Genomic DNA, 25,977 nt, shown 5'->3' on the forward strand with positions numbered 1-25,977 from the left:
AGCCATGTTACGCGTGATTGACACCGAAACCTGCGATTTGCAGGGCGGCATTGTAGAAATCGCTTCTGTTGACGTCGTCAACGGGCAAATCGTCAATCCAATGAGTCATCTGGTGCGACCGGATCGCCCTATCAGCCCTCAGGCGATGGCTATCCATCGTATTACTGAATCCATGGTGGCCGACAAACCCTGGATTGAAGACGTCGTTCCGCATTATCACGGCAGCGAATGGTACGTGGCGCATAACGCCAGCTTTGATCGCCGGGTACTGCCGGAAATGCCGGGGGAGTGGATCTGCACCATGAAACTGGCACGCCGCCTGTGGCCGGGGATTAAGTACAGCAATTTGGCGCTGTATAAATCCCGCAAGCTCAATGTACAAACGCCGCCGGGGTTACACCATCACCGCGCGCTTTACGACTGCTATATCACCGCGGCGCTGTTAATCGACATCATGAATACGTCGGGCTGGACGCCGGATCAGATGGCGACCATCACCGGGCGTCCGGCCTTGCTGACGACGTTCCCGTTCGGTAAGTATCGCGGTAAACCCGTGTCTGAAGTTGCTGAACGCGATCCTGGCTATCTGCGCTGGTTGTTTAACAACCTGGATCGTATGAGCCCGGAATTACGACTGACGCTTAAGCACTATCTCGACGAGAACTAATTTTTGTTGCCCGGCAGGGTGCCCTGCGCCAGCGCAATCAGGAAGGCATATTCCATTGCCACGCCTTCATAGGATTTGAAGCGACCCGATTTCCCGCCGTGCCCGGAATCCATATCAGTGCACAACAGCAACAGGTTGTTGTCTGTTTTCATCTCCCGCAGTTTTGCGACCCACTTGGCAGGCTCCCAGTATTGCACCTGGGAGTCATGCAGGCCGGTGGTCACCAGCAGGTGCGGATACGCCTTGCGCCCCACATTGTCATAGGGGCTGTAACTCTTCATATAGGCGTAATATTCAGGATCCTGCGGATTGCCCCACTCCTCAAATTCCCCCGTCGTTAACGGAATCGACTCATCGAGCATGGTGGTCACCACATCGACAAAAGGCACCTGGGCAATAACGCCATGGAACAGATCCGGGCGTTGATTGATCACCGCACCCATTAACATTCCCCCTGCGCTGCCGCCCATGCCATAACAGTACAGCGGTGAACCGTAGCCCTGAGAGATGAGCGAGTCGCAGACGTCGATATAGTCATTGAAGGTATTTTTCTTCTTCAGAAACTTACCGTCTTCATACCAGTGCTGCCCCAGTTCCCCGCCGCCGCGAACGTGGGCGATGGCAAAGACAAATCCGCGATCGAGCAGACTTAAACGACTGCCGCTGAAATCGGCGTCCATGCTCGAACCATAGGAGCCGTAGCCGTAGACCAGCAGCGGGTTCTGGCCTTTGCGAAAATGCTTTTTGTGATAGACCAGCGAGACGGGAACTTCGACACCGTCGCGGGCTTTGATCCACAGGTGTTCGCTGCGATAGAGGGTGGAATCAAAGCCATGAACTTCCGTCTGCTTGATCACCCGCCGCTCACCGGTATCCATATCCAGCTCAAACAGCGTGTCCGGCGTGGTCATCGACGAGTAGCCATAGCGCAGACGGGAAGTTTCTGATTCCGGGTTATAGGCAAGCCAGGTGACATACGCCGGATCGTCAAACGCGATCCCGGTGACTTCGCGCGTTTTACGGTTAATCTGCCGCAGACTGGTCAATCCGCGCTGGCGCTCTTCAACCACCAGCCAGTCGGTAAACAGCGTGAAGCCTTCAAGCATGATGCTCTCGCGGGGAGGAATGAGCACTTCCCACTGTTTTTCATTACGCACTTTGGTGCGATAGAGACCAAAGTTTTTCCCCTCGCGGTTCGAGCGTAAATAAAAGGTGTGCTGGTAGTGATCGAGAGAATATTCGTGATCTTTACGGCGGGGTAAGAAACGCAGCGGCTGCGCATCCGGGAGCTCCGCATCCAGCAGCAGCGATTCACTGGTGGTGGCGCTGGCAAGGGAGATAATCACATAGTGCTGCGAGGTGGTTTTGTGCAGACTGACGTAGAACGTCTCGTCCTGCTCTTCATAAACCAGTTCATCCTGACTGCCTGGCGACCCTACCGTATGCCGCCAGACCTGATAAGGCAGCAGCGTAGTGGCATGTTTACGCACGTAATAGAGCGTTTCGGAATCGTTGATCCAGACAAAATCAGGCGAGACGTTCAGCAACGTTTCGGGATACCAGTTCCCCGTTTCCAGATTACGAAAACGAAGACCGTACTGTCTGCGGGAGAGGTAATCTTCCGCGAGGGCCATGATTTTGTTATCGGGAGAAACAGAGAGTCCTGCGAGCGTATAGAACTCGCTGTGCGCGGCCCGCTTATTGGAGTCCAGTAAGACCTGCCATTCATCCCACTCGGAACTGAGCACCGACTGGCGCTGATAAATGGCATATTCGCACCCTGGTTCATAGACGTGCCGGTAGCGGTAGCCGTTTTTAACATATGGCGCGGATACTTCACGCTGAGGAATGCGATCGACAATTTCTTTAAGCAGCCGATCCTGTAAATCCTGCTGGCTCGCCATGACCTCACGGCCATAGTCGTTTTCTTCGTGCAGGTAATCCAGCACGTCCGGCTGCGAACGCGTATCGTCCCGCAGCCAGTAATAGTTGTCTGTTCGCGTATCGCCATGCAGAGACATGGCGTGGGGAATTTTTCGTGCTTTTGGTGGCATAGCGTTAGTTCTTTTTAGTTCTACACCCTATAAGGGTGGCAAAACCCACGCATGTTGCAAGCGCAACGCGCCATCCTGCACAATTACTTAGCCTGGTAACGCCTGTTTTTGCTGCTTAAGATCGCTTTCAATGCCGTCGCGAACGTCCTGTGGAATTTTTAACGCATCGCCCAGCGCATTCAGATAGCTACGCTCCATAAAGTGATCGGCATCGATAGCCGCGCAGCTTAAGAAATAGAGTTCCAGCGCTTCTTCTTCATTTTTGACGTCGCGTGCCAGTCGCTGCGGATCGAGCGGTTGGTCGATAGCCTTCGCTACCAGCGCTCTGCCCTGCTCCTCAACGCCCGCTTCACGCATCTGCAATTCGATAGCGGCACGCTCTTTATCATCAATATGACCGTCGCTTTTGGCGGCAAAGACCAGCGCCAGAATTAAACGTTCGGTGCGAACATCCAGCGGCGAGCTTTGCACGCCAAACTGAGGTTCATCCTGATGAGTGGTGCGCACGCGATCTTTGTATTTGTTCCACAGCACCGTACCCGCCACAGCCCCGCCGCCCATCAACAGCGCGCTGGTGCCGTACTTAGTTAACAGCTTTCGCGAGGATTTGTTGGAAACAAGCAGACCCGCCAGACCGCCAAGCGCACCGGGCACAAGCAATTTACTTAATCCCTGCTCGCCAGATTGCGACGACGAATCGCCTTTTTGACCCAGCAAAGATTGCAGTTGATTCATCCAGTTAGCCATGATGCCCCCTCCTGTTCAAATGTCATTCGACACAGAGTAAGTGAGGGGGTGTCAGGAAATGTCTAAAACAGCTAAAGATGCGAAAATTCTACAACTCAGGGCTGCTGGTACTCTGCGCGCCCTGCTTTGCAATCCACGACGACCCGGTAATGAATGTCGGTGTTTTTACCGCGCACGGTGAGCGGCACATTCCACGTTCCGTCTTTACCGGTGATCTCTTTAACGTTTATCCAGGCCACCGGATCGGCCTGACCCAGTTTCTCCTGATCGTCTGCCCAGCGCGCGATACGGTTTTGGAGATAATCACGCTTCACGCTGGCGGCGATGCCGTCTTCCTTGAGTCCTTCACAATCTAAAAATTTAACCGACTTTTCATTCGCGGCCTGTGCCGCAACGCTGGCTGCCAGCAGTACCATGCCGAGCAGTGCTCCTGATGTTTTCATGCTTTTCTCCTGTGAGCATAACCCACTAAAAGCATGGTACAAATTGCCAGCAGTGCAAGCGGCCTCAGGCCGCTTTAGTGCGTTTACCTGCCGGCAAATCGGTAACGTTAACCTCAGCAGGTGTCTCTTCACCCGGCAATTTACCGGACTTCAGAATAGCGCTGAGGGCATCTTTCTGTTCGGCAAACCACATGCCCATCTGCTCACGCTGTGCGTCCTCAAGCGCAACCGGCCCCTGAGCCAGCCAGCTTTCAAACACTTCTGCCAAATCGAGCATTTTGTCGTAAGCATCGGCTTCCTTTTTGCTGGCAAAAGACATTTTTTCTTCACCCTCACGAATGACCACGTATTTAACTTCAACCGCCATGATGCAGCCTCACATTACTGGTTATTTATACAGTATCACTGTATCCCATCATTCCTCTGAGCGCAAGCCCACAAGACACACGCAAACGTTTTCGTTTATACTGGCGCGAACTTTTTAATGGGCAGGCTGTTATGACTTTGTTAGGTACCGCGCTGCGACCCGCAGCAACTCGCGTTATGTTACTGGGTTCCGGAGAACTGGGTAAAGAAGTGGCTATTGAGTGCCAGCGTCTGGGCATTGAAGTGATCGCTGTCGATCGCTATGCCGATGCGCCAGCCATGCATGTGGCACACCGCTCGCATGTCATTAATATGCTTGATGGCGAGGCGTTAAAGGCACTGGTGTTGCAGGAGAAATCCGATTTTATCGTGCCGGAAATTGAAGCCATTGCCACCGATATGCTGGTCGCGCTGGAAGCGGAAGGTCAGCACGTGGTTCCCCGCGCTCGCGCCGCGCAGCTCACCATGAACCGTGAAGGTATCCGTCGGCTGGCAGCGGAAGAGCTGCATTTGCCGACTTCACGTTATCGCTTTGCCGACAGTGAAGCGGCGTTTGGCGAGGCGGTGGCGGAAATTGGCCTGCCCTGCATCATCAAACCCGTCATGAGTTCTTCCGGCAAAGGGCAGAGTTTTGTTCGCCGTGAAGAGCAACTTGCCGATGCCTGGAAATATGCGCAACTCGGTGGTCGCGCGGGTGCGGGCCGGGTGATTGTCGAAGGCGTGGTGGAGTTTGATTTCGAGATCACGCTGTTAACCGTCAGTGCCGTTGACGGCGTGCATTTTTGCCAGCCTGTCGGTCATCGTCAGGAAGACGGCGATTACCGTGAATCCTGGCAGCCGCAGCAGATGAGCGAACTGGCCCGTGAGCGTGCGGAAGCTATCGCCCGCGAGGTGGTGCTGGCTCTCGGCGGCTATGGACTGTTTGGCGTGGAACTGTTTGTCTGCGGCGACGAGGTGATATTCAGCGAAGTGTCGCCGCGCCCGCACGATACCGGCATGGTCACGTTGATTTCCCAGGATCTGTCAGAGTTTGCCCTGCACGTGCGTGCCTTTCTGGGGCTGCCGATCGGCGGGATCCGCCAGTATGGTCCGGCAGCATCAGCGGTGATCCTGCCATCGCTTACCAGCCAGAACGTGACGTTTGATCGGGTTGAAGCCGCGACGGGCGCAGGTTTGCAGGTGCGTCTGTTCGGTAAACCCGAAATCGAGGGCTCCCGTCGACTGGGCGTGGTGTTAGCCACCGCAGAAAACGTTGATGATGCTATTGAACGGGCAAAAAAAGCCGCTGCCGCCGTGGTAGTAAAAGGATAAAAAAAAGCCCGGGAAGCAAATGCTTTCCGGGCCTTATTCTAACGGGCAGAGAACTTACAGCGCAGCACCTTCAACGGCTTCGCGTGCAAGTTTAGTGATGCGATCGTAATCGCCCGCTTCCAGCGCATCTGCCGGTACCAGCCAGGAGCCGCCGATGCACAGCACGCTTTTCAGCGCCAGGTAATCACGGTAGTTGGCCGGGGAGATGCCGCCAGTCGGGCAGAAACGTACCTGAGAGAACGGACCTGCAATAGCCTGCAGCGCTTTGGTGCCGCCGTTGGCTTCAGCCGGGAAGAATTTGAACTCTTTCAGGCCGTAGTCCAGACCCAGCATCAGCTCAGAAACGGTGCTAATCCCTGGGATTAACGGAATGGAACCTTCAGTTGCCGCTTTCAGCAGCGGCTCAGTCAGGCCCGGGCTGATAGCAAATTGCGCGCCTGCTTCGGTCACTTCAGCCAGTTGCTGAGGATTCAGCACGGTACCCGCGCCAATGATGGCATCCGGAACTTCTTTCGCAATGGCGCGGATCGCATCCATCGCGCATTCAGTACGCAGGGTCACTTCCAGAACGCGAACACCGCCCGCCACCAGCGCTTTCGCCATCGGTACTGCGTGTTCCAGTTTGTTAATCACAATAACCGGCACAACCGGGCCAGTTTTCAGGATTGTTTCTGCACTCGTTTTCCAGTTTTTCATCAGAGTTTTTCTCTCGCCAGATCTACAAATCTTTTGTCTTAAAAAGTGATACAGGTTGCGCCCTGCTCGGCACCGGAGAGTTTTTCACGCAGTGCGCTGAACATTTCACGGCCCGTACCCACGCGCGTGGCGCTCAGGTCAGGAATATGCGGCTGACGTTCGGCAAGTTCTTTTTCATCCACCAGCAGCGTTAATTCCCCTGTCTGCCCGTTTACCCGGATGAGGTCGCCGTCACGTACTTTTGCCAGCAATCCGCCGTCATACGCTTCGGGTGTGACATGAATCGCTGACGGCACTTTACCTGATGCACCAGAGAGTCGTCCATCAGTAACTAACGCAATTTTGAAACGGCGGTCCAATAATACACCAAGCGGCGGCATCAGTTTATGTAATTCTGGCATGCCGTTCGCTTTTGGCCCTTGATGACGGACAACAACCACGCAATCACGGTCGAGTAAACCGGCTTCGAAAGCGGGCAGAACGTCATGCTGGCTCTCAAAAACGATCGCGGGGGCTTCGATGATCTGATTTTCCACCGGAACGGCGGACGTTTTCATGACTGCGCGACCGAGGTTGCCGCTCAGCACTTTGGTGCCGCCGTGATGGGAGAAAGGTTTGTCGATAGACGCGATCACGTCGGCGTCAAGCGACGCGCTGGCCCCTTCGCGCCAGTCCAGTTCGCCATTATTCAGCCATGGCTCCAGGGTATAACGCGACAACCCAAAACCCGCCACGGTATTGACGTCTTCATGCAGCAGGCCGCCTTTCAGCAGTTCGCGCATCAGCACCGGCACGCCGCCGGACGCCTGGAAATGGTTAATATCTGCCGGGCCATTCGGGTACAGGCGTGCCATCAGGGGGACGACTTCCGACAGCTCAGAGAAATCATCCCAGTTAATGATGATGCCCGCCGCCCGCGCCATCGCCACCAGATGCATGGTGTGGTTGGTGGAGCCGCCCGTTGCCAGCAGCGCCACAATCCCGTTAACCACCACTTTCTCATCGACCATTTTGCCAAGCGGCATCCATTCATTGCCGTTACCGGTCAGTCGGGTAACCTGGCGCGCCGCAGCGACAGTCAATGCTTCACGCAGCGGTGCGTCTGGATGCACAAAAGACGAGCCCGGCAACTGCATCCCCATAAATTCCACCACCATCTGGTTGGTGTTGGCGGTACCGTAAAAGGTACAGGTACCCGGCGCATGATAGGATGCCGCTTCGGATTCCAGCAGTGCCTGGCGATCCACTTTGCCTTCAGCGTAGAGCTGGCGAATGCGGACTTTTTCTTTATTCGGAAGACCGCTGGCCATCGGGCCGGACGGTACAAAAATCGCGGGCAGATGACCAAACGACAGGGCCGCCATCGCAAGACCCGGGACGATTTTATCGCACACGCCTAAATAGAGTGCGCCATCAAACATGTTGTGCGAGAGGCCGACGGCTGCGGACATAGCGATCACTTCACGACTTAACAGCGACAGTTCCATCCCATCCTGACCCTGCGTAACGCCGTCACACATTGCCGGAACGCCGCCCGCAACCTGCCCCACTGCGCTTACCGAATGCAGGGCTTTACGAATGATTGCCGGGTAATGTTCGTAGGGCTGGTGGGCGGAGAGCATGTCGTTATAGGAGGTGATAATCGCGATATTGTTACGCAGCATGCTTTTCAGTGAGGCTTTATCTTCCGGCTGGCAGGCGGCAAAACCGTGCGCCAGGTTGCCGCAGGCGAGAGATGAGCGATGTACCGTTTCGCTCTTCGCCTGTTCGATGCGTGCCAGATAGGCGGTGCGGGTATCACGCGAACGTTCACTAATACGTTTTGTTACCCGTAACATTACTGAGTTCATAAAGGCTCCTGATGTTTATCTGTCCGGGCCGGTAACATCATGTGAATTTGTAACTGGTCTTACACACACTGAAGCCGCAGCCCTGGGGCAAAATCGCTTCAGCCAGTGTAATAAAAAAAGCCCCGCTGGTGAATCCAGTCAGGGCTTAAAAGCTGAAAAAATGTACGGGGTTCTGCGTTAGATCATGTTACCGGTAAAATAACGCATTTCCGGCTACATCGCTGTTACTCAAATTCGTTCCAGGAACGACCGTCGCGGGTGATCATCGCAACGGATGCAACCGGTCCCCAGGTGCCTGCCTGGTAAGGTTTCGGCGCATCGTTGTCCATCGCCCAGGCTTCGGTGATGGAGTCGACCCATTTCCAGGCCTCTTCCACTTCATCGCGGCGCACGAACAGGGCCTGGATACCACGCATGGTTTCCAGCAGCAGGCGCTCATAAGCGTCCGCCAGATGCGTCTCGTTAAAGGTTTCGGAGTAGCTCAGATCGAGTTTGGTGGTTTGCAGGTTGTGCTTGTGATCCAGCCCCGGCACTTTATTGAGGATCTGAATATCCACGCCCTCATCCGGCTGCAAACGAATAGTCAGCTTGTTCTGCGGCAGATCCTGCCAGGACTCTTTGAATAGGTTGAGCTGCGGGGTTTTGAAATAGACCACAACTTCAGAGCATTTCGCCGGCAGACGTTTGCCGGTGCGCAAATAGAAAGGAACGCCCGCCCAGCGCCAGTCGTCGATGTCCACACGGATCGCCACGAATGTTTCGGTGCTGCTGGATTTATTCGCGCCCTCTTCTTCCAGGTAGCCCGGCACTTTTTTGCCCTGCGCAAAACCGGCGGTGTATTGCCCGCGCACGGTTTTCTCGCGCACGTTTGAGCGGTCGATGCGGCGCAGAGATTTCAGCACTTTTACTTTCGCATCGCGGATGCTGTCAGCGGAGAGATCGGACGGCGGCGACATCGCAATCATGCACAGGATTTGCAGCAGGTGGTTCTGGATCATGTCGCGCATCTGCCCGGCCTGATCGAAGTAACCCCAGCGCCCTTCAATGCCCACCTCTTCAGCCACGGTGATTTCCACGTGATCGATGGCGCGATTATCCCAGTTATTCACAAACAGGGAGTTGGCAAAACGCAGCGCCAGCAGGTTCAGCACCGTTTCTTTACCGAGGTAATGGTCGATACGGTAAACCTGGCACTCTTCAAAATACTGGCCGACCTGGTCGTTGATTTCACGCGAGGTGTCAAGAGAGGTGCCGAGCGGTTTTTCCATGACCACGCGTGCTGGTTTGGCGTTAAGCTTCGCTTCGCCCAGTCCCTTGCAAATTGCGCCGAAGGTGCTTGGCGGCATGGCGAAATAGTTAATCGTGACGCGGTTTTTCTGATCCAGCATGTCGCCCAGGCGTTTAAACGCTTTGGTGTCATTGACGTCAAGATTGCAGAAATCGAGGCGTCCGCTCAGCGTGTCCCAGAGACTTTCATCGATTTTCTCTTTCATGAAGGTTTCGAGCGCTTCGCGTACAATTTTGGTATACGCCTCTTTATCCCAGTCAGCACGTCCGACGCCAAGGATACGGGTATCCGGGTGGATCTGACCTGCTTTTTCCAGTTGATACAGGGAAGGCAGCAATTTTCGACGTGCGAGGTCGCCTTTCGCGCCGAAAATGACCAGGTCACAGGCCTGGGCTGTTTGCGTTACCGCCATGTCATTCTCCTCAATTGTCTATCCTGGTGCTTATGCCAGGCGTCATTGTAATTTTATTACGGTGCACTGTACTGCTTTTACGGAATTACCGAAACCGTTACCTTTGTCAGAGCGTGCGCTTGCGTTAAATCTGATGCACTTAAGGATAATCGCCCTGAAAACTCAGGGGTTTTGCCCAGGAAGTTTGTCGCTAAAATCCGACTCTGATCATGTAATGAAAAAAAACAACAAAATTCCTTGTTGTTATTCCCCTTTCAGCAAAGCGCAGGGGTAATATCGGCTAAAACGCATCGCGGTTTCCTGTTGCTGAAACCGATTTTAGCTATGAGCGCCCCATCAAACATGAATATGCTGGAAAAAATCCAGTCTCAACTGGAACACCTTAGCAAATCAGAACGTAAAGTCGCGGAGATTATCCTCGCCTCCCCCGATCGGGCAATCCATTGCAGCATTGCCACGCTGGCCCTCGACGCAGGCGTCAGTGAACCCACGGTCAACCGGTTCTGTCGCAGCCTCGATACACGAGGATTCCCTGATTTTAAGCTACATCTGGCGCAAAGTCTGGCGAATGGCACACCTTATGTTAATCGCAACGTTGATGAAGATGACAGCGTTGAAGCCTATACCGGCAAAATTTTTGAGTCTGCGATGGCCACGCTCGATCACGTCAGGCAGTCGCTGGATATGTCCGCGGTCAACCGCGCGGTGGATTTACTAACCCAGGCAAAGAAAATTGCCTTTTTCGGGCTGGGTTCGTCCGCCGCAGTTGCCCACGACGCGATGAACAAATTCTTTCGCTTCAATGTGCCGGTGGTTTACACCGACGATATCGTTTTGCAACGTATGAGCTGTATGAATTGCAGCGAAGATGACGTGGTCGTTCTGATTTCTCACACCGGTCGCACCAAGAGTCAGGTTGAGCTGGCACAACTGGCGCGTGAAAGCGACGCACTGGTGATCGCCATTACCTCAGCGGGTACGCCGCTGGCGCGGGAAGCCACCCTTGCCATCACGCTTGACGTACCGGAAGATACTGACATTTATATGCCCATGGTTTCGCGGCTGGCGCAGTTGACGGTCATTGATGTGCTGGCAACGGGTTTTACCCTGCGCCGGGGCACAAAATTCAGAGATAACTTGAAGCGAGTCAAAGAAGCACTCAAAGAATCGCGCTTTGATAAGGAGCTCCAAATTCGGGGCGAAGATATTAAAAGTTAATAACAAAGTTGTAACTTATTACCTCATTCGGTTAAGTTCTTTATTTGCCGTTCCGACGCAGCGAACGACCGAATTCATGTTCACGCAACACCTGGTTGTATCAGTTAACGGAGTAATACATGTCCAGAAGGCTTCGCAGAACCAAAATCGTAACCACCCTGGGTCCGGCCACCGACCGCGATAACAATCTTGAGAAAATTATTGCTGCTGGCGCTAACGTGGTTCGTATGAATTTCTCCCACGGCACACCCGAAGATCACAAATTACGTGCCGATAAAGTGCGCGAAATTGCGGCAAAACTGGGACGTCATGTTGCGATTCTGGGTGACTTACAGGGCCCTAAAATCCGTGTTTCTACCTTCAAAGAAGGCAAAGTTTTCCTCAACATCGGCGATAAATTCCTGCTGGACGCAAATCTGGGCAAAGGTGAAGGCGATAAAGAGCGCGTCGGTATTGACTACAAAGGTTTGCCTGCCGATGTCGTGCCGGGCGATATCCTGCTGCTCGATGATGGCCGCGTGCAGCTTAAAGTCCTCGAAGTTCAGGGCATGAAAGTGTTCACCGAAGTGACCGTTGGTGGGCCGCTGTCGAACAATAAAGGCATCAACAAACTGGGCGGTGGCTTATCTGCCGAAGCGCTGACCGATAAAGACAAAGCCGACATTCTGACCGCCGCACAAATCGGCGTGGATTACCTGGCCGTCTCCTTCCCGCGCTGCGGCGAAGATCTGAACTACGCCCGCCGCCTGGCGCGCGATGCCGGTTGTGATGCCAAAATCGTTGCCAAAGTAGAGCGTGCGGAAGCCGTTTGCAGCCAGGATGCGATGGATGACGTAATTCTGGCGTCCGACGTAGTCATGGTCGCGCGTGGCGATCTGGGCGTTGAAATCGGTGACCCGGAACTGGTTGGGATCCAGAAGGCACTGATCCGTCGCGCCCGTCAGCTAAACCGTGCGGTGATCACCGCCACCCAGATGATGGAATCGATGATCACCAACCCAATGCCGACCCGCGCCGAAGTCATGGACGTGGCAAACGCCGTGCTGGATGGTACCGATGCGGTGATGCTCTCTGCGGAAACGGCTGCAGGCCAGTATCCGGCTGAAACCGTTGCGGCCATGGCGCGCGTCTGTCTGGGTGCGGAAAAGATCCCAAGCATCAACGTGTCCAAGCACCGTCTGGACATTCAGTTTGATAACGTGGAAGAAGCGATTGCGATGTCTGCAATGTATGCCGCGAACCACTTAAAAGGCGTGACGGCGATTATCAGCATGACCGAATCGGGTCGTACTGCGCTGATGACCTCCCGTATCTCCTCTGGCCTGCCGATTTTCGCCATGTCCCGTCATGAACGCACGCTGAACCTGACGGCGCTGTATCGTGGCGTTACGCCGGTGCATTTCGACAGTCATTCCGATGGTGTTGTGGCGGCTAACGAAGCGGTAAACCTGCTGCGCGATAAAGGTTATCTGGTGTCTGGCGATCTGGTGATTGTGACTCAGGGCGATGTGATGAGTACCGTGGGCACCACCAATACCACGCGTATTTTGACCGTCGAGTAATCCCCTCCGTTTGCCCGGCAGCGCAAGGTTGCCGGGCAAATTCAACGCGTTTTACTTCTTCGGGAACAACTCTTTACGCTTGTACGGCTCTTTGTCACCTGGTTTGCGGGTTTTAAGCAGCTTTAAAATCCAGGTGTACTGCTCGGGACGCGGGCGGACAAAAATCTCCACTTCTTCATTCATGCGACGAGCGATGGTGTTGTCATCGGCGGTCATCAGATCGTCCATCGGCGGGCGCACCTGAATGGTCAGACGATGCGTACGGCTGTCATACACCGGAAACAACGGCACCACGCGCGCGCGGCAGACTTTCATCAGTCGGCCAATCGCCGGAAGGGTGGCTTTGTAAGTCGTAAAGAAATCGACAAATTCACTGTGTTCCGCGCCATGATCCTGGTCGGGCAAATAGTATCCCCAGTAGCCCTGACGCACGGACTGAATAAAAGGTTTAATCCCATCATTACGCGCGTGTAAACGTCCCCCAAAACGGCGGCGGACGGTATTCCAGACGTAATCGAAAACTTTGTTGCCCTGATTGTGGAACATCGCCGCCATGGGCTGTCCCTGAGAAGCCATCAGCATTGCCGGAATATCGACCGCCCAGCCATGCGGCACGAGGAAAATGACTTTCTCATTGTTGGCGCGCATTTCATCGATGATCTCCTGCCCCTGCCACTCTATGCGCGGCAGGACTTTCTCAGGACCGCGTATCGCCAGCTCAGCCATCAGCACCATCGCCTGTGGCGCAGTAGCAAACATTTCGTCAACGATCGCTTCACGCTCTGCATCGCTCTTATCGGCAAAACAGTAAAGCAGGTTAATTTGTGCACGACGTCGGGCGCTTTTACCTAACCGTCCGCCAAAGCGTCCGAGCTTCGCCAGCAGAGGATCGCGCACGGAAGGTGGGATCATCGCCACGCCAGCAAATGCCAGCACCCCGAGCCATGCGCCCCAGTAGCGCGGATAAAGAAACTCCGTCTCGAATTCGGGGAGGTATTCGTTGTTATTTTTTTTTGGTTCCATGCATCGTCCAGGGCTGCAAAAAAGATAATGGATTAGTGTAGCGAGGCACGGGTATGTGCACAAAAGAAAAAGCCGATGCTGATTCAGCACCGGCTTTAATCGCATGCTTCTTAATCGAACCGAAGCTGCGGCAGAACTTCTTTCACCTGCGCCAGGTAATCGCGGCGATCCGAACCGGTCAGCCCTTCTGTTCTTGGCAGCTTCGCCGTCAGAGGGTTAACCGCCTGCTGGTTGATCCACACTTCATAGTGCAGATGCGGGCCCGTGGAGCGCCCGGTATTGCCGGAGAGTGCAATACGATCGCCACGTTTAACTTTCTGACCCGGCTTCACTAACAGCTTACGCAGGTGCATGTAACGGGTGGTATAAGTACGACCATGACGAACCGCTACGTAGTAACCGGCAGCGCCGCTACGTTTCGCCATGACCACTTCACCATCACCGACGGACAGTACCGGTGTACCCTGCGGCATCGCGAAATCGACGCCTTTATGCGGCGCAACGCGTCCGGTCACCGGGTTCAGGCGACGCGGATTGAAGTTTGATGAAACGCGGAACTGTTTGGAGGTCGGGAAACGCATAAAGCCTTTCGCCAGTCCGGTGCCATTACGATCGTAAAACTTGCCGTCTTCCGCGCGGATAGCGTAATAATCTTTGCCGTCTGAACGTAAACGTACGCCCAGCAACTGGCTCTGTTCGCGCTTGCCGTCGAGCATTTCACGGGACATCAGCACCGAGAATTCATCGCCTTTTTTCAGCTTGCGGAAATCCATCTGCCACTGCATGGCCTTGATCACCGCGCTGACTTCGGCGCTGGTTAACCCGGCTTCTTTGGCGCTGGAAACGAAACTGCCGCCTACGGTGCCTTTCATCATGGCATTGACCCAGTCACCTTTCTGGATTTCGCTGCTCATTTTGAAGCCGTTATCAACGCGGTCATAGGTACGGGTTTCGCGGCGCGACATTTCCCAAGTCATGCGCTGCAATTCGCCTGAATCGGTTAAGGTCCAGGAAATCTGCTGACCGATTTTGAGATTACGCAGCTCTTTATCGGCAGAAGCGAGCTGGCTGATATCGCCCATATCGATGCCGTACTGATTCAGAATGCTGCTTAAGGTATCGCCGGTGGAAACCACGTATTCGTGGACGCCGGTTTCATTGGCTGTTTTGTCATCCAGCTCATCCTGCGGAATGTCTTCCACTTCATCTGGCATAGCCTGATCGATAGGTTCACTGGCTTCGGGCAATAAAGAACGAATTTCGTTCTTTTCCAGTTCGATCGTTTTAACAATGGGGGCTGTTTCGGGGTGGTAAACATAGGGTCGCCAGACGGCGACCGCTAATGTGAGAACAGTAAGCGACCCCAGCATGACGCGATGGGGTCGTGGCAGGTTATTAAATGCCAGGCTAACCGCACGAGCTATCTGTTGCACGTATTCACTTCCTCGTTAATCTCCTTTCAGGCAGCTCGAATACTGGTTTGCGAGTTGAGTAAGGAACTGCGGATAGCTCTCTTTGCTCAACTTGATACTGGTTCCTAGCGGATCCAGCGTGCCCATGCGAACCTGGGTGCCTCTCGCAACAGCTTCAACGACGGCCGGCCTGAATTGTGGCTCAGCAAAAACGCAGGTTGCTTTTTGCTCAACCAACTGTGTTCTGATTTCATGTAAACGCTGCGCACCAGGTTGAATCTCAGGGTTAACGGTGAAATGGCCGAGCGGAGTCAGACCGTAGTGTTTTTCGTAATAGCCATAGGCGTCATGAAAAACGAAATATCCTTTACCCTTGAGCGGTGCCAGCTCGTTACCTACCTGAGCATCGGTTTTGGCCAGACTGGCCTCGAAATCTTTCAGGTTGGCGTCAAGTTTGGCTCGACTTTGGGGCATAACTTCTACTAATTTTTGATGGATTGCAACCGCGGTCAGGCGCGCCACTTCTGGCGAAAGCCAAATGTGCATGTTGTAGTCGCCATGATGGTGATGAGCGTCACCATTTTCATGATCGTGATCGTGATCGTCGTGCTCATCTTCGTCGTGTTCCGCGCCTTTCATCAGTAACGGCTTCACGCCAGGAAGCGTAGCCATGATGACCTGTTTCTGTTCCGGGAGCGTGGAGACGGCCTTTTGCATGAACGCTTCCATATCCGGCCCAATCCAGACCACTAAGTCCGCGCTTTTTAAGCGTTTTACATCGGACGGGCGCAATGCGTAATCATGCTCAGAAGCCCCATCGGGCAGTAATACTTCTGTCGTAGTGACACCATCAGTAAGGGCCGATGCAATGAAGCCGACAGGCTTTAAAGAAGCGACTACAGCAGCGTTAGCACCGGTCATGGCACTACCCCATAATGCAGCGGAAAGTGCTGCGCAAAGAAGCGTATTTTTATGTAACATAATGCAACTTATCATCGTAATGGATAGGTGAAATGTGATAATATAACATTTCATCACTTGTGCAAGCCCTTAAACGCTATGACAAATTTAGTTTCACTGGAAAAAGTATCGGTCTCCTTTGGTCAACGCCGCGTCCTGTCTGACATTTCGCTTGAACTGAAGCCCGGAAAAATTTTAACGCTGCTTGGGCCAAACGGTGCCGGAAAATCCACGCTGGTGCGCGTGGTATTAGGCCTGGTAGCTGCGGATTCCGGCACAATCAAGCGTGACCGTCAGTTGCGTATTGGCTATGTGCCGCAAAAAATTCATCTTGATGCCACGCTGCCTTTGACGGTCAGCCGCTTTATGCGTCTGCGTCCGGGCACGCGTAAAGAGGATATTTTGCCTGCGCTCAAACGCGTTCAGGCAGGACATCTTATTGATGCCCCCATGCAAAAACTTTCCGGCGGCGAAACGCAGCGCGTTCTTCTGGCCCGTGCCCTGCTCAATCGCCCGCAACTGCTGGTGCTTGATGAGCCAACCCAGGGAGTGGATGTGAACGGACAGGTTGCGCTTTACGATCTGATCGACCAGTTGCGGCGTGAACTCGACTGCGCGGTGCTAATGGTGTCACACGATCTGCACCTGGTGATGGCAAAAACCGATGAAGTGCTTTGCCTGAATCACCATATTTGCTGCTCCGGCACGCCGGAAGTGGTGTCCATGCACCCGGAATTTATTTCGATGTTTGGCCCACGCGGTGCGGAACAACTTGGGATTTACCGTCACAACCATAACCATCGCCATGATTTACAGGGCCGTATCGTTTTACGCCGGAGAAATGGACACTCATGATTGAATTATTACTGCCCGGCTGGCTGGCCGGTATTATGCTGGCCTGCGCGGCTGGCCCTTTGGGTTCGTTCGTTGTTTGGCGTCGGATGTCCTATTTTGGCGATACGCTGGCACATGCTTCACTGTTAGGCGTGGCATTTGGTCTGCTGCTGGATGTGAATCCGTTTTATGCGGTGATCGTCGTGACGCTGCTTCTCGCCGCCGGTCTTGTCTGGCTGGAAAAACGCCCTCACCTCGCCATTGATACACTGCTTGGGATCATGGCGCACAGCGCGCTGTCGCTGGGCCTTGTGGTAGTTAGTCTGATGTCTAACATCCGTGTCGATCTGATGGCCTATCTGTTTGGCGATCTGCTGGCGGTGACGCCGGAAGATTTAATTTCTATCGCTATTGGCGTGGCGCTGGTCATTTCGATTTTGCTCTGGCAGTGGCGCAATTTGCTCTCTATGACCATCAGCCCGGACCTGGCGTTTGTGGATGGGGTGAAGTTGCAGCGCGTTAAACTGCTGCTGATGCTGGTTACGGCGTTAACCATTGGCGTGGCGATGAAATTTGTCGGCGCGTTGATTATCACGTCACTGCTGATTATCCCGGCCGCTACTGCCCGCCGCTTCGCCCGTACACCTGAACAGATGGCGGGGATTGCAGTCGGTATTGGTGCGATTGCCGTGACCGGCGGATTAACGTTTTCGGCATTTTATGACACGCCCGCCGGACCGTCAGTAGTGCTGTGCGCGGCTGCGCTGTTTATTCTGAGTATGATGAAGAAGGCGGCGACGTAATTCTCCCCCTCACCCCGCCCTCTCCCGAAGGGAGAGGGGGAAAGGCGAGTCCGTACCCGATCTGTCCCCTCTCCCATTGGGAGAGGGTTAGGGTGAGGGGTAACACTTAAGGCATCGCGGGCGGCGTGATCCCGAAGTGATCCCAGGCCCTTATCGTTGCCATGCGTCCACGCGGGGTACGTTGTAAAAAGCCCTGTTGGATCAGATAAGGCTCCAGCACATCCTCAATGGTTTCACGCTCTTCGCCGATAGCTGCCGCCAGGTTATCCAGCCCGACCGGGCCACCAAAGAATTTATCAATGACCGCCAGCAGCAGCTTGCGGTCCATATAGTCAAATCCTTGCGCATCCACATTAAGCATATCCAGTGCCTGTGCCGCGATATCCAGTGAGATAGTGCCGTCATGCTTCACGTCGGCAAAATCACGCACGCGGCGCAGCAGGCGATTAGCGATACGCGGCGTACCGCGCGAGCGTTTAGCGACTTCATATGCGCCCTCTTCGCTCATCTCAAGGCCCATAAAACGGGCGCTGCGGCCAACGATATGCTGCAAATCCGCCACCTGATAAAATTCCAGGCGCTGCACTATGCCAAAGCGGTCACGAAGTGGTGAGGTTAATGACCCCGCGCGCGTGGTCGCGCCGATAAGCGTAAACGGCGGCAAATCGATTTTAATGGAACGCGCCGCCGGCCCTTCACCAATCATAATGTCGAGCTGGTAATCTTCCATTGCCGGATAGAGCACTTCTTCCACTACGGGCGACAGGCGGTGGATCTCATCAATAAACAGCACGTCGTGCGGTTCAAGGTTGGTGAGCATGGCGGCCAGATCGCCTGCTTTTTCGAGTACCGGACCAGAAGTGGTACGCAGATTAACGCCCATTTCATTCGCAACGATATTCGCCAGGGTGGTTTTACCGAGACCCGGCGGGCCGAAAATCAACAGGTGATCGAGCGCGTCGCCACGCAGTTTGGCGGCCTGGATGAAGATTTCCATTTGAGAGCGCACCTGCGGCTGTCCGATGTACTCATCCAGTAATTTCGGGCGGATAGCCCGATCCACCACATCATCGGGCATGACGCTTTCAGCCGAGACGAGACGGTCTGCTTCAATCATCCTTTACCTCACATCGCCGCGCGAAGCGCTTCACGGATTAGGGTTTCACTGCTGGCATCCGGACGGGCGATTTTGCTGATCATCCGGCTGGCTTCCTGAGGTTTATAGCCCAGCGCCACCAGCGCGGCAACCGCTTCCTGCTCAGCATCGTCGGTCGCCTGACTTGCCGGGGAGGTCAACACCAGATCGGCGGCTGGCGTAAACAGATCGCCATGCAGACCTTTAAAGCGGTCTTTCATCTCGACAATCAGACGCTCAGCGGTTTTTTTACCAATGCCGGGAAGTTTAACCAGCGCCGCCAGCTCTTCACGCTCAACGGCATTCACAAACTGCTGCGCCGACATGCCAGAGAGGATCGCCAGCGCCAGCTTCGGCCCCACGCCATTGGTTTTAATCAGTTCTTTAAACAGGGTACGTTCCTGTTTGTTATTAAAGCCATACAGTAACTGCGCATCTTCGCGCACAACAAAATGCGTAAAGACGATAGCTTCCTGTCCTGCATCAGGCAGTTCATAGAAACAGGTCATTGGCATATGAACTTCATAGCCTACACCGCCCGTTTCAAGCAGTACCAGCGGGGGCTGTTTTTCAAGAATAATGCCTCTGAGTCTGCCTATCACATCGCGCTCCTGCGTTAATGGCGAAAAATCTAATGCCGTATGATACCGAGAAGGCTGGATAAATATCCAGCCATGAATGCAAAAAAAGACGATGCTCTGCGATTATGCGGGCAGGCAAATCATAATAACGCTGCGGATAATCACTGTCTGCAGCAAGCGGGGAAATTATTCATAGTATGAATTGATGTTATTTTTTTATGATCCTGATTATTTGCATTCATCGTGAGTATTATTTTTTTGCCGTTTTTTACATTACACTTTTGCGCAATATTCAGTCTGCCATCAGGCGCAAACCCATGGAGTGGAGTGATAAAATGCGTAAATATTATCCGGTGAGTTATGAAGTTGGCGATATTGTTTTTACTTCGATTGGCGCAAGACTTTTTGGTCAGATATCCGAAGCCTCACGATGCTGGAGCAACCATGTTGGGATGATCATCGGGCATGACGGCATGGATTACATTGTTGCAGAAAGCCGGGTGCCGCTTTCGTCTACGACAACGCTTGACCGGTTTATCAGGCGTTCAACAAATCAGCACTATGCCGTTAAACGATTAACGCCGGGTCTGACCGTGGAACAAAAAGAGCGGTTACTGGATGAAGTCCCTGCCCGGCTTAATAAGATTTATCACACTGGATTTAAATACGACTCAGCACGCCAGTTTTGTTCAAAGTTTGTTTTTGATATTTATAAGCATGCGTTATTAATTAACGTTGGAAAACTGGAAACCTTTGATGAGCTTTTAAAAAGCAATCCTGATGCGAAACTGAATTTCTGGAAACTTTGGTTTTTAGGTTCTATTCCCTGGGCAAGAACGACCGTGACGCCCGCCAGCTTGTTCCATGATGAGAATTTGTCGTTAATTTATAGCAACGTTTCTGAGGAGAGGAAGCAGCCTGTGAAAAACTCACAGGCTGAAGGAGTCTGATCTCAGCGCAACCGGCCTCGCGCCAGATTGAGCCGCGATTCGCTCATTTGCATCGCGTTCTGGCTGATGTGGCAATGCGTAATGGCAATCGCCAGCGCATCGGCGGCATCGGCCTGCGGGTTAGCGGGCAATTTCAGCAAGGTGCGCACCATGTGCTGCACCTGGCTTTTTTCCGCACTGCCAGTGCCCACGACGGTCTGTTTGACCTGACGCGCCGCGTATTCGAAGACCGGTAAGTCCTGATTCACAGCAGCCACAATCGCCACACCACGCGCCTGACCGAGCTTGAGCGCGGAATCCGCATTTTTCGCCATAAAGACCTGCTCAATGGCGAAAAAATCGGGCTGGAACTGGGTAATAATTTCCGTTACGCCTGCATAAATCAATTTCAGACGCGACGGTAAATCGTCAACCTTCGTGCGAATACAGCCACTGCCCAGGTAGGTCAATTGCCTGCCGACCTGACGAATAACGCCATAACCGGTGATGCGTGAGCCGGGGTCAATCCCGAGGATAATCGACATCACGCGCCTCCGCGGTTATGGATGCTGGCCACATCATTCTAAGGTAGCCGCAACCTCATCAGAGATCTCGCCGTTATGGTAGACTTCCTGCACATCGTCGCAGTCTTCGAGCATGTCGATGAGACGCAGCAGTTTCGGTGCAGTTTCTGCATCCATGTCCGCTTTGGTGGACGGGATCATGGAAACTTCAGCGGAGTCTGCTTTCAGGCCTGCCGCTTCCAGTGCATCTTTCACCGCACCCATTTCTTCCCAGGCGGTGTACACGTCGATAGCACCGTCATCAAAGGTCATCACGTCTTCAGCACCAGCTTCCAGCGCCGCTTCCATAATGGTGTCTTCATCGCCCGCTTCAAAGGAAATCACGCCTTTTTTGCTGAACAGATAGGCCACAGAACCGTCGGTGCCCAGGTTACCGCCACATTTGTTGAAGGCGTGACGGACTTCTGCCACGGTACGGTTACGGTTATCGGAAAGACATTCCACCATCACCGCCGTGCCGCCAGGACCGTAACCTTCATAAATGATGGTTTCCATGTTGTTGTCTTCATCACCACCGACACCACGCGCAATTGCGCGGTTTAAGGTGTCGCGGGTCATGTTATTGGACAACGCTTTATCCACTGCCGCACGCAGACGCGGGTTTGACCCTGCATCGCCGCCGCCCAGACGGGCCGCGGTGACCAGCTCGCGAATAATTTTGGTAAAGATTTTACCGCGTTTGGCATCCTGTGCCGCTTTGCGGTGTTTGGTGTTGGCCCATTTACTGTGACCTGCCATAAATTTATCTCCAAAGCATCGCCTTTCAGGCGGCGTTAATTACAAATTCTTCAATCGCCTGCCGGTTACTCCACGATTTGGTCAATGCAGCCGCAGTGGGTGCATCAAGCCAGCGGTAGGTCAGATGTTCAGTAAACACAATCTGCCGCTCATGGGGCAGCGCAAGACAGAACCAGGATTCCGTATTGCGCTCAATACCCGGCGCATAGCGATGACGTAAATGCGTAAAGATTTCAAAATCCACCGTGCGCTGACAGTCGATTAAGGTCAGTTGCTCCGCAGCAACGTCAATCACGACCTCTTCCTTTACTTCGCGCATGGCGGCCTGCAACGCGGTTTCCCCCTCTTCAAGGCTGCCGGTAACCGACTGCCAGAAATCGGGATCGTCGCGTCGCTGCAACATCAGCACCCGTTTCGTGTCTGCTGCATAAATCACAACCAGTACCGAAATCGGGCGCTTGAAGGGCATATTATTTATTCTCCGCGGACTCTTTTTTGATCACCTGAATACCGAGTTCCGCCAGGGCTGCGTCGTTACCAAAGCTCGGGGCTTCGGTCATCAGACAGGCGGCAGCGGTGGTTTTCGGGAAAGCGATCACGTCACGGATGTTATCGGTGCCGGTTAACAGCATGGTCAGGCGATCCAGACCAAAGGCCAGGCCCGCGTGCGGCGGCGTACCGTACTTCAGGGCGTCTAACAGGAAGCCGAATTTCTCGCGCTGTTCCTGCTCGTTAATGCCGAGGATGCCAAACACGGTCTGCTGCATTTCACCACGGTGAATACGCACAGAACCGCCACCCACTTCGTAGCCGTTGATGACCATATCGTAGGCGTTAGCAATGGCCGTTTCCGGGGCTGCTTTCAGTTCTTCCGGCGTCATATTGCTTGGCGCGGTGAACGGATGGTGCATCGCGGTCAGACCGCCTTCACCGTCTTCTTCAAACATCGGGAAGTCGATAACCCACAGCGGTGCCCATTTGGACTCATCGGTGAGATTCAGATCTTTACCCAGTTTGAGGCGCAGCGCGCCCATGGAGTCGGCAACCACTTTCTTGTTGTCCGCGCCGAAGAAGATCATATCGCCATCTTGCGCACCGGTACGGGCCAGCACGTCTTCAACAATCTCAGCGTTGAGGAATTTCGCCACCGGGCTGGTGATACCTTCCAGGCCTTTCGCACGCTCGGTCACTTTGATGTAAGCCAGACCTTTCGCGCCGTAAATCTTAATAAAGTTGCCGTAATCATCGATCTGTTTACGGCTAAGAGCAGCACCACCCGGTACACGCAGAGCAGCCACGCGACCTTTCGGATCGTTCGCCGGGCCTGCGAAGACCGCAAACTCGACCGATTTAAGCAGATCGGCAACGTCCACCAGTTCCATCGGGTTACGCAGATCCGGTTTATCGGAACCGTAACGGCGTTCAGCTTCGGCAAAGGTCATCTGCGGGAAGTCGCCGAGATCCACGCCTTTAATTTCCAGCCACAGCTGGCGGATCAGCGCTTCCATCACTTCACGCACTTGCGGTGCGGTCATGAAGGACGTCTCAACGTCGATCTGGGTAAATTCAGGCTGACGGTCAGCGCGCAGATCTTCGTCGCGGAAACACTTCACAATCTGGTAGTAACGGTCAAAGCCGGACATCATCAGCAATTGTTTGAACAACTGAGGTGACTGCGGCAGAGCATAGAATTTGCCTTTGTGAACGCGTGAAGGCACTAAATAGTCGCGCGCGCCTTCCGGCGTGGCTTTGGTCAGCATCGGGGTTTCAATATCGAGGAACCCGTGATCGTCCATAAAGCGGCGCACGAAGCTGGTAATTTTAGCGCGCGTTTTCAGGCGGTTTGCCATTTCCGGGCGACGCAGATCCAGATAGCGATATTTGAGGCGCGCTTCTTCGGTGTTGACGTGATTGGAGTCGAGCGGCAGAGAATCCGAGCGGTTAATGATCACAAGGTCGGAGGCCAGCACTTCGATTTCGCCGGTCGCCATGTCGCTGTTGATATTTTTGTCGTCACGACGGCGCACGGTGCCGGTAATTTGAATGCAGAACTCATTACGCAGTTCGGAGGCCAGCTTTAACACGTCCGCACGATCCGGATCGAAAAACACCTGCACGATACCTTCGCGGTCGCGCATATCGATAAAGATCAGGCTACCAAGATCACGACGACGGTTAACCCAACCACACAGCGTCACCTGCTGCCCCTCGTGAGACGAACGAAGCTGTCCGCAATATTCTGTACGCATGAGATATCCCTTAACTTAGCCGCAGGCCGGTCTGGCGAAACTGTCGCAGCCTTAGCTGAATGTCACTACTGGATGAAAAAAGGGGGCTATTATAATGGAAATTCTGCCTGGCGATAAGAGCCAGACCGCATGGATGCGTGATTGCGCAGCGGTTAACCGCTAATCTCACAAAAATTAACAAATTTTGTGAGCCGAAGTGGGCTTTTAACCGGGTATGGTATGACGCGAAGCCATTCATTTATCTGGAGTTAGTATGCTGGAACTTAATGCTGCAAAAACGGCGCTGGTCATTATCGATTTGCAGGAAGGTATCCTGCCCTTTGCGGGCGGACCGCATACGGCGTCCGACGTGGTCGCACGCGCCGCACGGCTTGCCGAAAAGTTTCGCGCACATCACGCCCCGGTGGTGATGGTGCGCGTGGGCTGGTCAAATGACTTCGCTGAAGCGCTGAAACAGCCAGTAGACGCCCCCGTCCCGGCGCAGGCCTTGCCGCAAAACTGGTGGCACTATCCGGTGGCGTTAGGTAAGCGCGACAGCGATCTGGAAGTGACCAAACGTCAATGGGGCGCATTTTACGGTACGGATCTGGAGTTGCAGCTTCGCCGCCGGGGTATTGAAACCATCGTTCTCTGCGGGATCTCCACCAACATTGGCGTGGAATCCACCGCGCGTAACGCGTGGGAACTGGGCTTCAACCTGCTGGTTGTGGAAGACGCCTGTAGTGCGGCGAGTGTGGAACAACATCAGAGTTCAATGACGCATATCTTCCCGCGCATTGGCCGGGTGCGCAGCACTGAAGAGGTGCTGGCCGCGTTATGATCTATATCGGGCTGCCGCAATGGTCGCACTCCAAATGGGCGCGACTGGGCATCCAGGGGCTGGAGGATTACGCGCGTCATTTTAACTGCGTGGAGGGCAACACCACGCTGTACGCCCTGCCGAAAGCCGAAATCGTCCATCGCTGGCGGGATCAGACCAACGATGATTTTCGCTTCTGTTTTAAATTCCCGCAGACGATTTCCCATCAGGCGGCCCTGCGTGATTGCGATGAATTAACGCAGGAGTTTTTTACCCGCCTCTCGCCGCTTGCCGATCGCATCGGACAATACTGGCTCCAGCTTCCGGCAGCCTTTGGCCCGCGCGATCTCCCGGCGCTGTGGGCGTTTCTCGATTCCCTGCCGCGCGAATTCACTTATGGCGTGGAAGTCCGCCATCAGGCGTTCTTTAGCAAAGGCGAGGCGGAAACGCAGCTTAACCGGGGCCTGCACGCGCGCGGCATTAACCGGGTGATCCTCGACAGTCGCCCGGTGCACAGCGCGATCCCGCACAATCAGGCCATCATCGACGCCCAGCGTAAAAAACCGAAGGTGCATGTCCATGCCATCACCACGGCGCAACATCCAATGGTGCGGTTTATCGGTAGCGACAACATGGCCCAAAACACCGCACTGTTTGATGTCTGGCTGAAAAAACTGCCGGAGTGGGAGCAGCGCACCACGCCGTTTCTGTTTTTGCACACGCCGGATATCGGTCAGGCGCTGGAACTGGTTGCCACACTCTGGCCCTCATTGCAGTCGGCTATCCCGTCAATCGGCCCCGCCCCGTCTGTTCCACAACAAACCTCTCTTTTCTGAAGCAGTCGCGCTATCATAGAAGTGTGCCATCTTTGTGCATTAAATGGAGTTTTTATGGTAAGCGCGCTCTATGCCGTGCTGAGTGTATTGCTGCTGTTGAAGTTTTCTTTCGACGTGGTTCGGTTGCGTACCCAATACCGTGTTTCTGCGGGCGACGGGGGCTTTAGCGAACTGCAAATCGCCATTCGTATTCATGGCAACGCGGTGGAATATATCCCTGCGGCGCTGATCCTGCTGCTGTTTATGGAAATGAACGGCGCAGAAACCTGGATGGTACATGTCTGTGGACTGCTGCTGATCGTGGGCCGTCTGATGCACTACCACGGTTTTCAACACCGGCTGTTCCGCTGGCGGCGCTCTGCCATGGGCGCGACCTGGTGTGTGCTGATTATTATGGTGCTGGCTAACCTGTGGTATATGCCCTGGGAGTTGGTTTTCTCCCTGCATTAGCGCACAATACGCCACTTTTGTTTTCTCGGG

The 25,977-nt window shown here is 54.0% G+C and carries 26 protein-coding genes; 10 read left to right on the forward strand and 16 right to left on the reverse strand.

The window, feature by feature from the left end; all coding sequences use genetic code 11:
* The first annotated feature begins 4 nt into the window (after positions 1 to 4).
* Positions 5 to 667, forward strand: a complete 663-nt coding sequence (exoX, locus tag BM373_RS11300; protein WP_090461531.1) for an exodeoxyribonuclease X — start codon at positions 5 to 7, stop codon at positions 665 to 667.
* Here exoX and ptrB read toward each other — a convergent pair.
* The 4 genes from ptrB to BM373_RS11320 form a co-directional block, all read right to left on the reverse strand.
* Positions 664 to 2,721, reverse strand: a complete 2,058-nt coding sequence (gene ptrB / locus BM373_RS11305; protein ID WP_090461532.1) for an oligopeptidase B — start codon at positions 2,719 to 2,721, stop codon at positions 664 to 666. The genes exoX and ptrB overlap by 4 nt on opposite strands.
* A gap of 87 nt (positions 2,722 to 2,808) precedes the next feature.
* Entirely contained in the window at positions 2,809 to 3,468 is a 660-nt protein-coding gene (locus tag BM373_RS11310) for a tellurite resistance TerB family protein (protein WP_090461533.1), read from the reverse strand.
* A gap of 95 nt (positions 3,469 to 3,563) precedes the next feature.
* The gene (yebF, locus tag BM373_RS11315; protein ID WP_090461534.1) at positions 3,564 to 3,911 is read right to left on the reverse strand and encodes a protein YebF; all 348 of its coding nucleotides are present in this window, start codon (positions 3,909 to 3,911) and stop codon (positions 3,564 to 3,566) included.
* A 64-nt stretch (positions 3,912 to 3,975) separates the two neighbouring features.
* On the reverse strand, positions 3,976 to 4,278 hold the full coding sequence (locus BM373_RS11320; protein ID WP_090461535.1) for a YebG family protein: 303 nt from the start codon (positions 4,276 to 4,278) through the stop codon (positions 3,976 to 3,978).
* 131 nt (positions 4,279 to 4,409) lie between these two features.
* Here BM373_RS11320 and purT point away from each other — a divergent pair, with 131 nt between their 5' ends.
* The gene (purT, locus tag BM373_RS11325; protein ID WP_090461536.1) at positions 4,410 to 5,588 is read left to right on the forward strand and encodes a formate-dependent phosphoribosylglycinamide formyltransferase; all 1,179 of its coding nucleotides are present in this window, start codon (positions 4,410 to 4,412) and stop codon (positions 5,586 to 5,588) included.
* A 54-nt stretch (positions 5,589 to 5,642) separates the two neighbouring features.
* Here the strand turns inward: purT and kdgA are convergent, their stop codons facing one another.
* The 3 genes from kdgA to zwf all read right to left on the reverse strand — a co-directional run bounded on the left by kdgA (position 5,643) and on the right by zwf (position 9,834).
* On the reverse strand, positions 5,643 to 6,284 hold the full coding sequence (kdgA, locus tag BM373_RS11330; protein WP_090461537.1) for a bifunctional 4-hydroxy-2-oxoglutarate aldolase/2-dehydro-3-deoxy-phosphogluconate aldolase: 642 nt from the start codon (positions 6,282 to 6,284) through the stop codon (positions 5,643 to 5,645).
* A gap of 38 nt (positions 6,285 to 6,322) precedes the next feature.
* Positions 6,323 to 8,134, reverse strand: a complete 1,812-nt coding sequence (gene edd, locus BM373_RS11335; protein WP_090461538.1) for a phosphogluconate dehydratase — start codon at positions 8,132 to 8,134, stop codon at positions 6,323 to 6,325.
* A gap of 224 nt (positions 8,135 to 8,358) precedes the next feature.
* Complete coding sequence (gene zwf / locus BM373_RS11340; RefSeq protein ID WP_090461539.1) at positions 8,359 to 9,834, reverse strand: glucose-6-phosphate dehydrogenase; 1,476 nt, start codon at positions 9,832 to 9,834, stop codon at positions 8,359 to 8,361.
* Positions 9,835 to 10,176: 342 nt separating this feature from the next.
* Here zwf and BM373_RS11345 point away from each other — a divergent pair, with 342 nt between their 5' ends.
* Positions 10,177 to 11,052, forward strand: coding sequence for a MurR/RpiR family transcriptional regulator (locus tag BM373_RS11345; protein WP_090461618.1), 876 nt, complete (start codon positions 10,177 to 10,179; stop codon positions 11,050 to 11,052).
* A 119-nt stretch (positions 11,053 to 11,171) separates the two neighbouring features.
* A complete protein-coding gene (gene pyk / locus BM373_RS11350; protein ID WP_090461540.1) occupies positions 11,172 to 12,614 on the forward strand; it encodes a pyruvate kinase in 1,443 nt (480 codons plus the stop codon).
* Between the two features lie 51 nt (positions 12,615 to 12,665).
* On the opposite strand, the gene lpxM is transcribed toward pyk, so the two are convergent.
* The 3 genes from lpxM to znuA form a co-directional block, all read right to left on the reverse strand.
* Positions 12,666 to 13,637, reverse strand: a complete 972-nt coding sequence (lpxM, locus tag BM373_RS11355) for a lauroyl-Kdo(2)-lipid IV(A) myristoyltransferase (RefSeq protein ID WP_090461541.1) — start codon at positions 13,635 to 13,637, stop codon at positions 12,666 to 12,668.
* Between the two features lie 110 nt (positions 13,638 to 13,747).
* Entirely contained in the window at positions 13,748 to 15,070 is a 1,323-nt protein-coding gene (gene mepM, locus BM373_RS11360) for a murein DD-endopeptidase MepM (RefSeq protein WP_090461542.1), read from the reverse strand.
* Between the two features lie 15 nt (positions 15,071 to 15,085).
* Positions 15,086 to 16,030, reverse strand: coding sequence for a zinc ABC transporter substrate-binding protein ZnuA (gene znuA / locus BM373_RS11365; RefSeq protein WP_143102649.1), 945 nt, complete (start codon positions 16,028 to 16,030; stop codon positions 15,086 to 15,088).
* Positions 16,031 to 16,108: 78 nt separating this feature from the next.
* Here znuA and znuC point away from each other — a divergent pair, with 78 nt between their 5' ends.
* On the forward strand, positions 16,109 to 16,864 hold the full coding sequence (gene znuC, locus BM373_RS11370; RefSeq protein WP_090461543.1) for a zinc ABC transporter ATP-binding protein ZnuC: 756 nt from the start codon (positions 16,109 to 16,111) through the stop codon (positions 16,862 to 16,864).
* A complete protein-coding gene (gene znuB / locus BM373_RS11375) occupies positions 16,861 to 17,646 on the forward strand; it encodes a zinc ABC transporter permease subunit ZnuB (protein WP_090461544.1) in 786 nt (261 codons plus the stop codon). The genes znuC and znuB overlap by 4 nt, the downstream gene beginning before the upstream one ends.
* 106 nt (positions 17,647 to 17,752) lie before the next feature.
* On the opposite strand, the gene ruvB is transcribed toward znuB, so the two are convergent.
* Positions 17,753 to 18,763 carry a Holliday junction branch migration DNA helicase RuvB gene (gene ruvB, locus BM373_RS11380; RefSeq protein ID WP_090461545.1) on the reverse strand — a complete coding sequence of 337 codons (1,011 nt, stop codon included), beginning with the start codon at positions 18,761 to 18,763 and terminating at the stop codon, positions 17,753 to 17,755.
* 8 nt (positions 18,764 to 18,771) lie between these two features.
* Positions 18,772 to 19,383 carry a Holliday junction branch migration protein RuvA gene (ruvA, locus tag BM373_RS11385; protein WP_090461546.1) on the reverse strand — a complete coding sequence of 204 codons (612 nt, stop codon included), beginning with the start codon at positions 19,381 to 19,383 and terminating at the stop codon, positions 18,772 to 18,774.
* 314 nt (positions 19,384 to 19,697) lie between these two features.
* Here ruvA and BM373_RS11390 point away from each other — a divergent pair, with 314 nt between their 5' ends.
* Positions 19,698 to 20,312: a YebB family permuted papain-like enzyme gene (locus BM373_RS11390; RefSeq protein WP_090461620.1), complete on the forward strand. Its 615-nt coding sequence runs from the start codon at positions 19,698 to 19,700 to the stop codon at positions 20,310 to 20,312.
* A gap of 2 nt (positions 20,313 to 20,314) precedes the next feature.
* Here BM373_RS11390 and ruvC read toward each other — a convergent pair whose 3' ends face one another.
* From ruvC to aspS, 4 genes are read right to left on the reverse strand one after another with little or no spacing between them, the layout of a single operon-like run.
* Positions 20,315 to 20,836: a crossover junction endodeoxyribonuclease RuvC gene (ruvC, locus tag BM373_RS11395; protein WP_090461547.1), complete on the reverse strand. Its 522-nt coding sequence runs from the start codon at positions 20,834 to 20,836 to the stop codon at positions 20,315 to 20,317.
* Positions 20,837 to 20,869: 33 nt separating this feature from the next.
* A complete protein-coding gene (locus BM373_RS11400; RefSeq protein WP_090461548.1) occupies positions 20,870 to 21,613 on the reverse strand; it encodes a YebC/PmpR family DNA-binding transcriptional regulator in 744 nt (247 codons plus the stop codon).
* A 25-nt stretch (positions 21,614 to 21,638) separates the two neighbouring features.
* Complete coding sequence (gene nudB, locus BM373_RS11405; protein ID WP_090461549.1) at positions 21,639 to 22,082, reverse strand: dihydroneopterin triphosphate diphosphatase; 444 nt, start codon at positions 22,080 to 22,082, stop codon at positions 21,639 to 21,641.
* A 1-nt stretch (position 22,083) separates the two neighbouring features.
* The gene (gene aspS, locus BM373_RS11410; protein ID WP_090461550.1) at positions 22,084 to 23,862 is read right to left on the reverse strand and encodes an aspartate--tRNA ligase; all 1,779 of its coding nucleotides are present in this window, start codon (positions 23,860 to 23,862) and stop codon (positions 22,084 to 22,086) included.
* 253 nt (positions 23,863 to 24,115) lie between these two features.
* Between aspS and BM373_RS11415 the strand changes: the two genes are divergently transcribed.
* From BM373_RS11415 to BM373_RS11425, 3 genes are read left to right on the forward strand one after another with little or no spacing between them, the layout of a single operon-like run.
* Entirely contained in the window at positions 24,116 to 24,682 is a 567-nt protein-coding gene (locus BM373_RS11415; RefSeq protein WP_090461551.1) for a hydrolase, read from the forward strand.
* Positions 24,679 to 25,497 carry a DUF72 domain-containing protein gene (locus tag BM373_RS11420; protein WP_090461552.1) on the forward strand — a complete coding sequence of 273 codons (819 nt, stop codon included), beginning with the start codon at positions 24,679 to 24,681 and terminating at the stop codon, positions 25,495 to 25,497. The genes BM373_RS11415 and BM373_RS11420 overlap by 4 nt, the downstream gene beginning before the upstream one ends.
* A gap of 54 nt (positions 25,498 to 25,551) precedes the next feature.
* Positions 25,552 to 25,947, forward strand: a complete 396-nt coding sequence (locus BM373_RS11425; RefSeq protein ID WP_090461553.1) for an MAPEG family protein — start codon at positions 25,552 to 25,554, stop codon at positions 25,945 to 25,947.
* Positions 25,948 to 25,977: the final 30 nt, after the last annotated feature.

This window comes from Enterobacter sp. kpr-6 (assembly GCF_900116015.1).
Classification (GTDB): domain Bacteria; phylum Pseudomonadota; class Gammaproteobacteria; order Enterobacterales; family Enterobacteriaceae; genus Enterobacter_D.